This window comes from Kocuria tytonicola (genome assembly GCF_003687175.1).
In the GTDB taxonomy this organism is placed as follows: domain Bacteria; phylum Actinomycetota; class Actinomycetes; order Actinomycetales; family Micrococcaceae; genus Kocuria; species Kocuria tytonicola.
The window spans coordinates 1,554,565-1,568,688 of the sequence record NZ_RDEX01000001.1 but is presented as its reverse complement, the minus strand read 5'-3'; the positions used below and the strand labels follow the sequence as shown (position 1 = coordinate 1,568,688).

The 14,124-nt window shown below is 71.0% G+C and carries 7 protein-coding genes and 1 tRNA gene; 1 reads left to right on the top strand and 7 read right to left on the bottom strand.

Features of this window, described 5'->3' with window-relative positions; all coding sequences use genetic code 11:
• Nucleotides 1–76 precede the first annotated feature (76 nt).
• Together polA and EAE32_RS07120 are read right to left on the bottom strand one after the other, a co-directional pair.
• A complete protein-coding gene (gene polA, locus EAE32_RS07125; protein ID WP_243635616.1) occupies nt 77–2,959 on the bottom strand; it encodes a DNA polymerase I in 2,883 nt (960 codons plus the stop codon).
• A 48-nt stretch (nt 2,960–3,007) separates the two neighbouring features.
• A complete protein-coding gene (locus EAE32_RS07120; RefSeq protein WP_424321731.1) occupies nt 3,008–3,664 on the bottom strand; it encodes an ANTAR domain-containing response regulator in 657 nt (218 codons plus the stop codon).
• 263 nt (nt 3,665–3,927) lie between these two features.
• Here EAE32_RS07120 and EAE32_RS07115 point away from each other — a divergent pair.
• A tRNA-Leu gene (locus EAE32_RS07115) sits at nt 3,928–4,009 on the top strand.
• 220 nt (nt 4,010–4,229) lie between these two features.
• Here the strand turns inward: EAE32_RS07115 and pyk are convergent.
• The 5 genes from pyk to trpA form a co-directional block, all read right to left on the bottom strand.
• On the bottom strand, nt 4,230–5,735 hold the full coding sequence (gene pyk, locus EAE32_RS07110) for a pyruvate kinase (RefSeq protein ID WP_121864594.1): 1,506 nt from the start codon (nt 5,733–5,735) through the stop codon (nt 4,230–4,232).
• A gap of 204 nt (nt 5,736–5,939) precedes the next feature.
• Entirely contained in the window at nt 5,940–7,406 is a 1,467-nt protein-coding gene (locus EAE32_RS07105; RefSeq protein WP_121864593.1) for a glutamate synthase subunit beta, read from the bottom strand.
• A complete protein-coding gene (gene gltB / locus EAE32_RS07100; protein ID WP_243635615.1) occupies nt 7,399–12,102 on the bottom strand; it encodes a glutamate synthase large subunit in 4,704 nt (1,567 codons plus the stop codon). The genes EAE32_RS07105 and gltB overlap by 8 nt, the downstream gene beginning before the upstream one ends.
• Before the next feature lie 344 nt (nt 12,103–12,446).
• Nucleotides 12,447–13,310 carry a prolipoprotein diacylglyceryl transferase gene (gene lgt / locus EAE32_RS07095; RefSeq protein ID WP_121864592.1) on the bottom strand — a complete coding sequence of 288 codons (864 nt, stop codon included), beginning with the start codon at nt 13,308–13,310 and terminating at the stop codon, nt 12,447–12,449.
• Nucleotides 13,307–14,116 carry a tryptophan synthase subunit alpha gene (trpA, locus tag EAE32_RS07090; RefSeq protein ID WP_439108829.1) on the bottom strand — a complete coding sequence of 270 codons (810 nt, stop codon included), beginning with the start codon at nt 14,114–14,116 and terminating at the stop codon, nt 13,307–13,309. Before trpA ends, lgt begins: the two co-directional genes overlap by 4 nt.
• Nucleotides 14,117–14,124: the final 8 nt, after the last annotated feature.

Sequence of the window (14,124 nt, the reverse complement as noted above, 5' to 3'; positions counted from 1 at the left end):
TCCTCGTTCCGTCAGGGGGTGGTGGTCACGGGTGCGCGGTGCCGGGGTCGGGCCGCCGCGGCTCGGGGCAGGGTGGTCAGTGCGCGGCCTGGTGCCACGTGCGACCGGTGCCCACGTTCACGTCCAGCGGCACCGTGAGGTCCGCGGCACCGGCCATCCGCGTGCGCAGGATCTGCTCCACGGCGTCCCGTTCCCCGGGGGCCACCTCCACGATGAGCTCGTCGTGGACCTGCAGCAGCACCCGGGAGCGCAGCTGCTCCTCCCGCAGGGCACGGTCCACCCCGATCATGGCCTTCTTGATGATGTCCGCGGCCGAGCCCTGGATGGGCGCGTTCAGGGCCATGCGCTCGGCGGCCTGGCGGGCCTGGCGGTTGTCGCTGGTGAGGTCCGGGAGGTAGCGGCGGCGGCCGTCGATGGTCTCGGTGTAGCCCTTGGACCGGGCCTCCTCCACGACGCCGCGCAGGAAGTCACGCACGCCGCCGAAGCGCTCGAAATAGCCGCTCATCATGGTCCGTGCCTCGTCCACGCCGATGCCCAGCTGCTGGGAGAGCCCGTAGGAGCTCAGCCCGTAGACGAGTCCGTAGCTCATGGCCTTGACCTTGGACCGCATCTGCGGGGTGACCTCCTCGGGGGCCACGTCGAACACCCGAGAGCCCACGAAGCGGTGCAGGTCCTCGCCGCCGCGGAACGCCTCGATGAGACCCTCGTCCCCGGAGAGGTGCGCCATGATGCGCATCTCGATCTGCGAGTAGTCCGCGGTCATGAGGCACTCGAACGGGCCCTCGGCGTCCTCCCCGACCACGAAGACGTCGCGGATGCGCTGGCCCTGCTCCGTGCGCACCGGGATGTTCTGCAGGTTCGGCCCCGTGGAGGACAGCCGCCCGGTGGCCGCCACGGTCTGCTGGTAGGTGGTGTGGATCCGGCCGTCGTCCGCGATCGCGTCCCGCAGCCCGGCGACGATCTGCTTGAGCTTGGAGTACTCCCGCCAGTTCATCAGCGCCACGAGGAACCGGGAGCCCGGGGTCTCCGGGGAGACCTTGCCGATCAGGTCCGCCACCGCGGCGGCGTCCGTGGTGTAGCCGGTCTTGGTCTTCTTGGTCTTGGGCAGCCCGAGCTCGTCGAACATCACGGCCTGCAGCTGCTTGGTGGAGCCCAGGTTGACCTCGTGGTCCAGCTGCGCCTGCGCCTGCTCGAACGCCTGGTCGATGGGCTGCTGCAGCTCCTCGAAGAGCCGGTCGATCCCCGGCCGGTCCATGGCGATGCCCGTGGCCTCCATGCGGGCGAGGATCACGGCCAGGGGCATCTCCAGATCGGTGAGCAGCCCCAGCTGGCCGTCCGCCTCGAGCAGTGCGCGCAGGTGCTCGCTGAGCATGCGGCACCCGCTGCCCAGGGTGGCCTGGCGGCTCAGCTCGGCGTCGGAGACACCGGCCAGGACGTCGTCGTCGCCCAGAACAAGCTCGGTCTGGCCGTGCGCGTCGGCCCCGGCCGCGGCGGCGGGCACCTCCGCCTCGAGGTGCTGCGCGAGCTGGGCCTCCAGCTCGTAGGAGCGCAGGGCGGGACGGAGGATGTAGCCCGAGAGCTGGACGTCGTCCACGACTCCCGCGAGCGTGATGCCGCGCTGGACCATCCCGTGGAACAGGTCCTTGAGACCGTCCACGATCTTGGGGGCCGCGGGGTCCCCGAGCCAGTGCTCCACGGCCGTGGTGAGGGCCTGGTCCGCTGTCACGAGGTCCACTGCCGCCCCGGTCTGCCCGGTGAGCACGAGCGTGGTGACCTCCTGCCCGGAGGGAGCCTTGGGATCGGGGGAGAGCCGCCGCACGACCACCGGTGCGTTCGCCGGCTGGGCGCCCAGCCAGGCCGTGAAGTCCTCGGCCGAGCCCACTCTGGTGACGCCCGTGACGGCGGGGAGCAGGGCGGCGTCGTCCGCGGGTGCGGCTCCGCCGAAGGCGTCGAGCAGACGTCCGGGCAGCTGGGAGCCGAACTCGAGCTCGTCGAAGACCTCGCCCACGCGCTCGGGGTCCGCGTGCGGCAGGACGGCCGTGGCGAGATCCACGTCCAGCGGCAGGTCCGTGACCAGGCGGTTGAGCTTGCGGTTGCGGCGCACGAGGTCCTCGTGCTCCCGCAGGGCCTCGCCCTTCTTGCCCGAGATTTCGTCCGCGTGCGCCAGCAGGGACTCCACCGGCCCGTACGCCGCGATCCACTTGGCCGCGAAGCCCGGACCCACGCCGGGGACCCCGGGAAGGTTGTCCGCGGTCTCCCCCGTGAGGGCGGCGAGATCGGGGTAGTTCTGGGGTGCCACCTTGTACTTCTCGAACACCGCGGCCGCATCCATGCGGCGCAGGTCCGAGGGGGTGCGGCCGGGGTAGACCACCGTGACGTGGTCCGTGATCATCTGGAAGGCGTCCCGGTCCCCCGAGAACACGAGGACCTCGAAGTCCTCGGCCGCGGCCCGCGCGGCGAGCGTGGCCAGGACGTCGTCCGCCTCGTAGCCCTCCATGGTGATGATGGGAACGCCCAGTGCCTCCAGGATGCGCTGGATGTTGGGAACCTGGCCGTGGAACTCCTCCGGCGTCTCGTCTCGGCCACCCTTGTACTCACCGTACTCCTGGGAGCGCAGCGTGGGACCCTCGAGGTCGAAGGAGACCACCAGGTGGGTGGGCTGCTCCTCGCGGACGAGCTTCACCATGGTGTTCACGAAGCCGTAGACGCCCTCGGTGTGCACGCCCTCGGAGGTGACGAACCCGGGCCCGCCACCGTACTCGGCGGCGCGGGACAGCGCGAAGAAGGCGCGGAACGCCAGGGAGTGGCCGTCGATGAGCAGCAGCCGCTTCTCGGGACGCGAGACCGGCACCGGCAGCGGCACGCTCTGCGGGCTGTCGGTCTTCTCACCGATCACCACGGTGCGGGTCTCGGGCGCGTCCTGGCTGTCCTGCTTGCTCGTCTCAGTCACGGGACCCATCCTAGGGCCACCTTCGGACAGCCACCGGGCCGCGGCGGGCGGTGCGGTTCAGGCCACCTGGTGGATGATCGCCTCGGCGACCTCTCGCATGGACAGCCGCCGGTCCATGGACGTCTTCTGGATCCAGCGGAACGCCTCGGGCTCGGAGAGGCCCATCTTGGTCTGCAGCAGGGACTTGGCGCGCTCCACGAGCTTGCGCGTGGCGAACTGCTCCTTCAGGTCCGCGACCTCGTTCTCGAGCGCGGCGATCTCCTCGAAGCGGGACAGGGCGATCTCGATGGCGGGCACCACGTCGTCCACCGTGAACGGCTTGACCACGTACGCCATGGCCCCGGCCTCCCGCGCGCGCTCCACGAGCTCCCGCTGGCTGAACGCGGTGAGCAGCACCACCGGTGCGATCCGCTGCGCGGCGATCTGCTCGGCGGCGGTGATGCCGTCCATCACCGGCATCTTCACGTCCATCAGCACCAGGTCCGGGCGGTGCTCCGTGGTCAGCGCCACGGCCTGCTCCCCGTTCTCCGCCTGTGCGAGCACCCGGTAGCCGGCGTCCTCGAGCATCTCGACGATGTCCATGCGGATCAGTGCCTCGTCCTCCGCGACCACCACGGTGCGGGGAGCCGCACCGGAGGCACCTGCGTCCACGAGGGTCTGCTCGCTCGTGGGCTCCGGGGCGGCGGGTTCGGGGGTGTTCGGCGATTCGGACACGGTCACTCCTGGGTTCGGGGGTCTGCTCGATGCTGTCGACACAGCATCCAACCACGGGTGGGCGGCGCGCACCGCGTGGCGGGGAGCACAGTCGCGGGACCGGTGCGGACACCGCCTCCAGCGTAGTCCCCTCCCGGACACCCCTTCCCGGACCCGCGGCCGCGGAGAGCGACGCCGGACCGCCCTGCGACCCGGGGCCGGTACCGGGGGTCATGTATGCTGTACCCGCTGTCGGCCGGGTCACCACCCGTCCGCACGCATCGGCCCAAGTGGCGGAATTGGCAGACGCGCCGCACTCAAAATGCGGTATGGAGACATGTGTGGGTTCGAGTCCCACCTTGGGCACCCCGAACTAACTAGTCAGAGCAGTACAGGAACGGCCTCGCTGACGCGGGGCCGTTCGTCGTCGGCCGGCCCTCTCGCACGACGACGGCGCACGGTGCGGATCCAGGGGATCTGCACCGTGCGCCGTCGTCGCCACGGTCTCAGCCGCTCACGTGCCCCGCTTTCCCTGGCGCGGGCCGGTCACGTGCTCAGCGGACCGCGTACCGGGCCGGTCAGCGGCTCACGGCTCGCGCCAGGACGCCGAGCCCGGGAGGTTCATGCCCCACGGACGGATGCCCTCGTGCGGCTCGCGCTGCGGGGCCTCCCCCGCGTCCTGGAGGTCACCCACGCGGTGCACCTTCACCAGGTTGGTGGAGCCGGCGTGTCCGGGGGGCGAGCCGGCGCAGATGACCACCATGTCCTCGGTGTCCGCCAGCTCCTGCTCCAGCAGGTAGTGGTCCACCTGGCGGGTCATGTCGTCCGTGTGCTCCACGCGCTCCACCAGGATGGGCTGCACGCCCCACAGCAGCTGCAGCCAGGACTGCACGCTCTTCTCGGGGGTGAACGCGAGGATCGGGCGGTCCGGGCGGAGCCGGGACAGCCGGCGCGCCGAGTCCCCGGACTGCGTGAACGTGCAGATCCAGTTCACGTCCAGCTGCCGGGCGATCGTGACCGCCGCGCGGGTGATGGCACCACCACGGGTGCGGGGCTCGGTGCCCAGCGGGGGCATGCGGTCCATGCCCTCGCGCTCGGTGGCCTCGATGATGTCCGACATGGTCTCGAGGGTCTTGATGGGGTACTTGCCCACCGAGGTCTCGCCGGAGAGCATCACGGCGTCCGCGCCGTCGAGCACCGCGTTGGCGCAGTCCGAGGCCTCCGCGCGGGTGGGGCGCGGGTTGTCGATCATGGACTCGAGCACCTGGGTGGCCACGATCACGGGCTTGGCCCAGCGACGGGCCAGCTCGATGGCGCGCTTCTGCACGATCGGCACGGCCTCCAGGGGCAGCTCCACGCCGAGGTCGCCGCGGGCCACCATGATGCCGTCGAAGGCGTCGATGATCTCGTGCAGCGCGTCCACGGCCTGGGGCTTCTCGATCTTGGCGATCACGGGGATCCTGCGACCCTCCTCCGCCATGATCTCGTGCACGCGGGTGACGTCCTTGGCGTCCCGCACGAAGGACAGCGCAATGATGTCCACGCCGCGCTGCAGGGCCCACCGCAGGTCCGCCTCGTCCTTCTCGCTCAGGGCCGGGACGTTCACGGCCACGCCGGGCAGGTTGATGCCCTTGTGGTCGGAGACGGTTCCGGGGACCACCACCTCGGTGGTCACGTCCGTGTCCGTGACGGCCGTGGCGCGCAGGGCCACCTTGCCGTCGTCGATCAGCAGGGGGTCCCCCACGTTGACGTCCCCGGGCAGGCCCTTGTGGGTGGTGGAGCACAGCTGCCTGGTGCCGGGCACGTCCCGCACGGTGATGGTGAAGGTGTCCCCCTCCGCGAGGTCGTGCGGGCCGTCCTGGAAGCTGCCCAGGCGGATCTTGGGGCCCTGCAGGTCCGCCAGGACCGCCACGGTGCTGCCGAGTTCCTCACTCGCACGGCGGAGGTTCTCGTAGGAGACGTTGTGCACTGAGTGGTCGCCGTGGCTCATGTTGAGCCGCGCCACGTTCATACCGGCCTGGATCGCTCGGGTGACGTTCTCGTACGAGGAAATGGCCGGGCCGATGGTGGCCACGATCTTCGCTCGACGCATGTGGAGACTCCCTTTCGGAGGACGGGTGGTTGGCACACACGGAAGAAGCGGCCGGGCCGTGCAGCGCGTTGCTGCGTGGCCGCGGCCGCTCCGCCGGTGTTGTCCCCAGCCTAGCAATCCGGGCGCGCAAAGAGTATGAGCGAGCTGATGGACCGGTGACCGGTGGATCACACCCGCCATCCCCACCGGGCGGCGGGATCCGGTTCAGAGGCTCAGGTCGATGGCCTGGTCCGAGGGGGCCACGGGCTCCGGGAGGCGGGTCTGACCCGTGAGGTGGCGCTCCACGTGCGCGGCGCACGCCCGCCCCTCCGCGATGGCCCACACCACGAGGGACTGGCCACGCCCGGCGTCCCCGCACGAGAACACTCCGTCCACGGCGGTCATGTAGGTCTCGTCGCGCGCCACGTTGTCCCGGCGGTCCAGGGCCACGGGCAGCTGCTCCGTGAGCTCGTCGGACTCGTTGCCCGTGAAGCCGAGGGCCAGCAGCACGAGGTCCGCAGGCAGCACCCGCTCGGTGCCGGTCCGAGGTCCGCGCGAGCCGTCCTCGCGGTACTCGGTCTCCGCGACCCGCAGCCCGGTGACCCGGCCGTCCTCCGAGCCCACGAACTCCACGGTGGAGGCCAGGAACGTGCGCTCACCGCCTTCCTCGTGGGAGGTGGAGACCTCGAAGACCCGGGGCATCATGGGCCAGGGCTCCTCGTCTGCCCGGTCAGCGGGCGGCTTGCGGCCGATCGCGAGGGACGTCACGGACGCCGCGCCCTGCCGCAGGGCGGTGCCGATGCAGTCCGAGCCGGTGTCCCCGCCGCCCAGCACGATCACGTGCTTGCCGCTCGCGTCGATGGGATCGACCACCTCGTCCCCCTCCACCGCGTGGTTGGAGCGCACGAGGTAGTCCATGGCGAAGTGCACACCCTGCAGCTCGCGGCCCGGGATGTCCAGATCACGGGGACGCGTGGCACCGGTGGCCACGATCACGGCGTCGTAGCGTCTGCGCAGCACGTCCCACGTGATGTCCTTGCCGATCTCCACTCCCGGGCGAAACCTGGTGCCCTCCTGGCGCATGACGTCCAGCCGGCGCTCGAGCACCGACTTCTCGAGCTTGAAGTCCGGAATGCCGTAGCGCAGCAGCCCACCGATGCGGTCGTCGCGCTCGTACACGGCCACCGTGAACCCGGCCTGCGTGAGCTGCTGCGCCGCCGCGAGTCCCGCGGGGCCGGAACCCACCACCGCGACGGTCTTGCCCACGAGGCGCTGCGGGATGCAGGGCTCCACCAGACCGTCCTCGAACGCCTTCTCGCCGATGGCGTACTCCACCTGCTTGATGGTCACCGGCTCCTGGTTGATGCCCAGCACGCACGAGGACTCGCACGGTGCGGGGCACACCCGGCCGGTGAACTCCGGGAAGTTGTTGGTCGCGTGCATGCGCTCGGACGCCTCGTCCCAGCGGTCGCGCCAGACGAGGTCGTTCCACTCGGGGATCAGGTTGCCCAGGGGGCAGCCCTGGTGGCAGAAGGGCACGCCGCAGTCCATGCAGCGCCCGGCCTGCTCGTGCAGCACACCGGCCTCCTGCCGCTGCTGCACCTCCTTCCAGTCCATGAGCCGCACCGGGACGGGGCGCTTGGGTCGGTCCTCTCGCGAGCGGACCTTCAGGAAGCCACGGGGATCAGCCACGACGGGTCACCTCCAGGATCTTGTGCCAGGTGCCGTCGCCGTCCGGGTCCTCGCCCGTGGCTTCGGCCTCGTTGCGCAGTGCGAGCACCGCGGAGTAGTCCCGCGGCAGCACCTTGGTGAAGCGGGTCATGGTCTGCTCCGGGTCCGCGAGCAGCTCCGCGGCGAACGCGGAACCCGTCTCCTCGCGGTGGCGCCGGAGCAGGCCCACCAGCAGCTCGCGGTCCTTGCCGTCCACGTGGGACAGCTGCAGGTCCCCGCCCTCGCGGGCCTGCCTGTTGACGTCCGTCTCGTCCAGGTCCAGCACGTAGGCCACACCGCCGGACATGCCGGCACCGAAGTTGCGGCCGGTCTCACCCAGGACCACGGCCACGCCACCGGTCATGTACTCGCAGCCGTGGTCCCCGATCCCCTCGACCACCGCGGTGGCGCCCGAGTTGCGGACCAGGAAGCGCTCGCCCACCACGCCGTTGAAGAACATCTCGCCGCTCGTGGCGCCGTAGCCGATCACGTTGCCCGCAATCACGTTCTCGTGCGCCACGAACCCGGCGTCCCGCGGGGGCCGCACCACGATGCGCCCGCCGGAGAGGCCCTTGCCGGTGTAGTCGTTGGCGTCGCCCTCCAGCCGCAGCGTGATGCCGCGCGGGATGAACGCCCCGAGGGACTGGCCCGCCTCACCGGTGAGCGTCACGTCGATCGTGCCGTCCGGCAGCTCGGTGGTGCCGAGCGCGTTCGTCACGGTGTAGCCCAGCATGGTGCCCACCGCCCGGTCCGTGTTGACCACCCGTTCCTGCACGCGCACCGGCTCGGCGTTCTCGATCGCGGGGCGCGCGAGCGGGATGATCTTCGTGTCGAAGTGCTTCTCCAGCTCGTGGTCCTGCGCGGTGGTGTTGCGCAGCCCGTCCGTGACGCCCTCCGCACGGAACGAGTCCAGCACGGGGCTCAGGTCCAGCCCCTTGGCCTTCCAGTGCTCCACGGCCTCGCGGGTGCGCAGCACCTCGGCGTGGCCCACGGCCTCCGCGATGCTCCGGAAACCGAGCTCGGCGAGGTACTCGCGCACCTCCTGGGCAATGAACTCGAAGAAGTTCACCACGTGCTCCGCCTTGCCCGTGAAGCGCTCGCGCAGCTCGGGGTTCTGGGTGGCCACACCCACGGGGCAGGTGTCCAGGTGGCACTTGCGCATCATGATGCAGCCCTCCACCACGAGCGGCGCCGTGGCGAAGCCGAACTCCTCCGCACCCAGCAGCGCGGCGACGACGACGTCCCGGCCGGTCTTGAGCTGCCCGTCCGCCTGCACCACCACGCGTTCGCGCAGCCCGTTGAGCCGCAGGGTCTGCTGGGTCTCGGCGAGGCCCAGCTCCCACGGCATGCCCGCGTGCTTGAGCGAGTTCAGGGGCGCGGCACCAGTTCCGCCGTCGTGGCCCGAGACCAGCACGACGTCGGCCTTGGCCTTGGTCACGCCCGCCGCCACCGTGCCGATCCCCCGCTCCGAGACGAGCTTGACGTGCACGCGCGCCCTCGGGTTGGAGCGCTTGAGGTCGTAGATCAGCTGCGCGAGGTCCTCGATCGAGTAGATGTCGTGGTGCGGCGGGGGCGAGATCAGCGACACCCCGGGGGTGGAGTGCCGGGTGCGGGCGATCCACGGGTAGACCTTCTGCGCCATGAGCTGCCCGCCCTCGCCCGGCTTGGCACCCTGGGCCATCTTGATCTGCAGGTCGTCCGCGGACGCGAGGTACAGGCTCGTGACGCCGAACCGGCCCGAGGCCACCTGCTTGATCGCCGAACGGCGCTCGGGGTCCACGAGCCGTTCCACGTCCTCACCGCCCTCACCGGTGTTGGACTTGGCGCCCAGCCGGTTCATCGCGATCGCCAGCGTCTCGTGCGCCTCCATGGAGATGGAGCCGTAGCTCATGGCACCGGTGGAGAACCGCTTGACGATCTCGCTCACGGGCTCGACCTCGTCGATGTCCACGGGCTCCCGCGTGGAGCGGAAACTCATGAGCCCGCGCAGCGAGGCGATCTCCTCGGCCTGGCTGTCCACGCGCCGGGTGTAGGACTTGAAGATGTCGTAGCGCCCGGTGCGCGTGGCGTGCTGCAGCCGGAAGACCGTGTGGGGGTCGAAGAGGTGGCGTGGCCCCTCGCGGCGCCAGTCGTACTCGCCGCCCGTGGCGAGGTCCCGGTGGGGCTCGGTGACCCCGTCCTCGGGGTAGGCCAACCGGTGGCGCGCCCGGGTCTCCTCCGCGATCACGTCCAGGCCCACCCCCTCGATCTGGGTGCGCGTGCCCGCGAAGTAGTCCGCCACGAGCTCGCTGGAGAGCCCCAGGGCCTCGAAGGTCTGGGCGCCGCAGTAGGACTGCACCGTGGAGATGCCCATCTTGGACATGATCTTCTGCACGCCCTTGCCGAGCGCCGTGATGAGGTTCGCGACGGCCTGCTCCTCCGTGACCCCCTGGACGTCCCCGCGGCGCACGAGCTCCTCCGCGGACTCCATGGCCAGGTACGGGTTCACGGCGGAGGCTCCGTAGCCCAGCAGCAGGGCCACGTGGTGGACCTCCCGCACGTCCCCGGACTCCACGATCAGCGCAACTTTGGTGCGGGTGGCGGAGCGCAGCAGGTGGTGGTGCACCGCCGAGGTCAGCAGCAGGGACGGGATGGGTGCCCACACCCCGTTGGAGTCCCGGTCCGAGATGATCACGAACTGCACCCCGCGGTTCACGGCCGCGGAGACCTTCTCGCAGATCTCCGCGATCCTGGCCCGCAGGGACTGCGCGCCGTCCACCGGACGGTAGAGCCCGCGCACGCGCAGACTCAGCGGGGCGCCGTCGTCGTCGTCCAGGTGCACGAACTGGTCCAGCTGGTCGTTGTCGATCACCGGGAAGTCCAGGCGGATCTGGCGGGTGCGGGTCTGCTGGGTGGACAGCATGTTCGCCATGGGTCCCACCGCACCGGCCATGGACGTGACCAGCTCCTCGCGGATCGCGTCCAGGGGCGGGTTGGTGACCTGGGCGAAGGACTGCACGAAGTAGTCGTACAGCAGCCGCGAGCGGTTGGAGAGCACCGCCACGGGTGTGTCCGTGCCCATGGCGTAGATGGGCTCCGCACCGGCCACCGCCATGGGGCCGATGATCAGCTTCAGCTCTTCCTCCGTGTACCCGAAGGTCTTCTGCCGCAGCCGGATCGAGTGCGCGGGGTGCGTCATGTGCTCCCGCTCCGGCAGCTCGGAGACGGGCCGTACGGACTCCCGCACCCAGTCCTGCCAGGGCTTCGCGGCAGCCAGCTCCGCCTTGATCTCCGCGTCCTCCACGATCCGGCCCTCGTCCGTGTCCACGAGGAACATGGTCCCGGGCGCCACCCGGCCCTTGCGCACGACCCGGCGCTCCCCCACGTCCACCACGCCCACCTCGGACGCGAAGACCACCAGACCGTCGTCGGTCTGCCAGAAGCGGCCCGGGCGCAGGCCGTTGCGGTCCAGCACCGAGCCCACGCGCACCCCGTCCGTGAAGGACACGCACGCGGGGCCGTCCCACGGCTCCATGAGGGTCGAGTGGTACTCGTAGAACGCCCTCAGCCGCGGGTCCATGCTCTCGTGGTTCTGCCACGCCTCCGGGATGAGCATGAGCATGGTCTCGGTCACGGGGCGGCCCGCGAGCTGCAGCAGCTCGGCCACCTCGTCCAGCGACTGGGAGTCCGAGGCACCCTCGGAGCAGATGGGGAACAGGTCCTCGGGCTGGCGCCCCAGCACGGCCCCGGACATCGAGGACTGCCGGGCGCGCATCCAGTTGCGGTTGCCCACCACGGTGTTGATCTCCCCGTTGTGCGCGAGCGTGCGCATGGGCTGGGCCAGCGGCCAGGACGGGAACGTGTTGGTGGAGAAGCGGGAGTGCACCACCGCGAGCCGGGTGGCGAACCTCGGGTCCGAGAGGTCCGGGTAGAACGGCTCCAGCTGCGCGGTGGTGAGCATGCCCTTGTAGACGATCGTGCGGGAGGAGAACGAGGGGAAGTAGACCCCGAACTTGTTCTGCGCGCGCTTGCGCACCCGGAACGCCTTCTGGTCCAGCTCCAGCTGCGCGGCCACGGGGTCGTGGGAAGCGGCGTCCCGCGCGAACAGGGACGTCGCACGCTCGTTGTGGCCGCTGTCCGAGACGAAGAACTGCACGAAGGTGGGCATCACCGCGCGCGCGGAGGCGCCCACGGCGTCGTCGGCCACGGGGACGTCCCGCCAGCCGAGCACGGTGAGCTGCTCCATGCGCGCGAGCTCCTCGAGTGCCCGCTTGAGGTCCTCCAGGTGGCGCCCGCCCGTGGGCATGAACGCGGTGCCCACCACGTAGGCGCCCTGCGGCGGCAGCTCGAAGTCCACGCTCTCGCGCAGGAAGCGGTCCGGGATCTGCGTGAGGATGCCGGCGCCGTCGCCCGTGCCCTCGTCCCCTCCCACGGCACCGCGGTGCTCGAGGTTGCGCAGTGCGGTGAGCGCTGCGTCCACGATGTCGTGGCTCGCAACCCCGTCCAGGGTGGCCACGACCGCGAGACCGCACGCGTCCTTCTCGTCCTCCGCGCGGTAGAGGCCCTGGTCACGGGGCACGGCGGAGAACTGCTCGAACGGGGAGGCCGTCTCACGGGTCTGCCCCGCCGACGCCGCGTGGTCGCGGTCCGCGGGCGGCTGCCCGGGCAGTCCGGTGCTCGGGGATGTGTGCTGGCTCATGATGGAGCTCCTCACCAAGGGTGGGCAGGTCTGGTGCGTCGACGAGGCCCGGGAACACTCGGTGGGTGCGCGGCGGGCGTCGTGGGATCCAGGTGACGCGTGGGTCCGCCCCGTTGCGGAATGGCTGCGGCAGAGCGGCGAGCCGAGGATCGAACCGGTGGGGGCGTGAGGATGGTCGGCCCCGGGCCGGTGCGTGGGTAACTTACCACGTAGTTCAGATCACACCCTCACGCCCGGGTCCGATTCCAGCATGTGGGCACTGCTGACCCCGAGCCGGTGTGCGACAGGCCCCGGCACGGGGCCGGGGCCTGTCGCAGCCACTCGCGCGGCGGGGTCGGACGGAGTCAGGGACGCGCTGCCGCGGGGTCGTCGTCGGGTGCGGGAGCCCCGGCAAGGGAACGGCGCCCCAGCAGGATGAACAGCACCGCTCCCCCCAGGACGATGGCCAGCGACGTCCACACGTGCACGCGCACCCCCAGCACCATCAGCGCCGGGTCCACGCGCAGGAACACCTCGATCAGGAACCGGCCCGCACCGTAGAACACCATGTAGAGGGTGAACAGCTGCCCGGCCCGCAGCCTCAGCCGGTGGTCCGCCAGCAGGAGCAGCGCAACCCCCAGCAGGTCCCACAGTGACTCGTAGAGGAACGTGGGGTGGAACAGGGTGTCCGGAGGCAGGCCGGGAGGGAAGGTGGGGGAAGTCGGGGAGATCTCCAGACCCCACGGCAGGGTGGTGGGCCTGCCGAAGAGCTCCTGGTTGAACCAGTTGCCCCAGCGGCCCACGGCCTGGGCCAGCAGCAGACCGGGGGCCACGGCGTCCGCGAAGACCGTGAGGGACAGGCCGTGGCGCCGGGACACGAGCCACGCTGCCCCGGCCCCGAACAGCACGGCACCCATGATCCCGATGCCGCCCTCCCAGATCCGGAGGACGTCCAGCGGGTCCGCCCCGGGACCGAAGTAGCCTTGGGGGTCGGTGACGAGCACGTGGTAGGCGCGCGCGCCCACGATGCCGGAGACCACGGCCCAGAACACGATGTCCCACAGCACGTCCGGGTCCTGGCCGCGCCGCCTCCAGCGCCGCAGGGTGAGCCACATGGCCAGGGCCATGCCCGCGAGGATGCAGAGGGCGTAGAAGTGGATGGTGAGGAAGCCCAGGTGGATGCTGCTGACGTGCGGGGACGGGATGGCCGCGGGCCGCACCGCGGTCATCCGGCGCGTCCCGCGAGCTCGGCGGCCAGGCGGCCGACCGCCTCGGGCCCGCCCTCGCCGAGGGCGCGCACCAGGGCGGTGCCCACGATGACGCCGTCCGCGTACGCGCCGATCTCCAGCACGTGCTCCCGGGTGGAGACGCCGAGGCCCACGCACACGCGAGGGGCGCCGGCGGCGCGGGCACGTGCCACGACGTCCTCCGCCGCGGAGGAGACCCGGTCCCGGGCTCCGGTGACGCCCATGACGGAGACGGCGTAGACGAAACCGGAGGCCGCCTGCACCGTCATGTCCATGCGCTCGCGCGTGGTGGACGGCGCCACCAGGAAGATCCGGTCCAGACCGTGCTCCTCGGAGGCCGCGAACCACTCGCCGGCCTCGTCGGGGATGAGGTCCGGGGTGATGATGCCCGCTCCCCCGGCCTCGCTCAGCCGGCGTGCGAACTCCGCCACACCGGTCTGCAGCACGGGGTTCCAGTACGTCATGACCACGGGGACCGCGTCCGTCTGCTCGGCCACCGCCCGCACCACGGTGAAGACGTCCGAGACGTGGAAACCGTTGGCCAGGGCCTCGGTGGTGGCCGCCTGGATCACGGGGCCGTCCATCACGGGGTCCGAGTACGGGATGCCGATCTCGATGACGTCCGCACCGTTCTTCCCGAGGGCCACGGCGGCCGCCACGGACTGCTCCACCGTGGGATAGCCGGCGGGGAGGTAGCCCACGAGGGCGGGGCGTCCCTGCGCCCGGCAGTCCTCGATCCGGCGCGCGAGCCGTGACTCCTCGTCACGGCGCAGGCCACGGGGAAGGATGCGCTCGG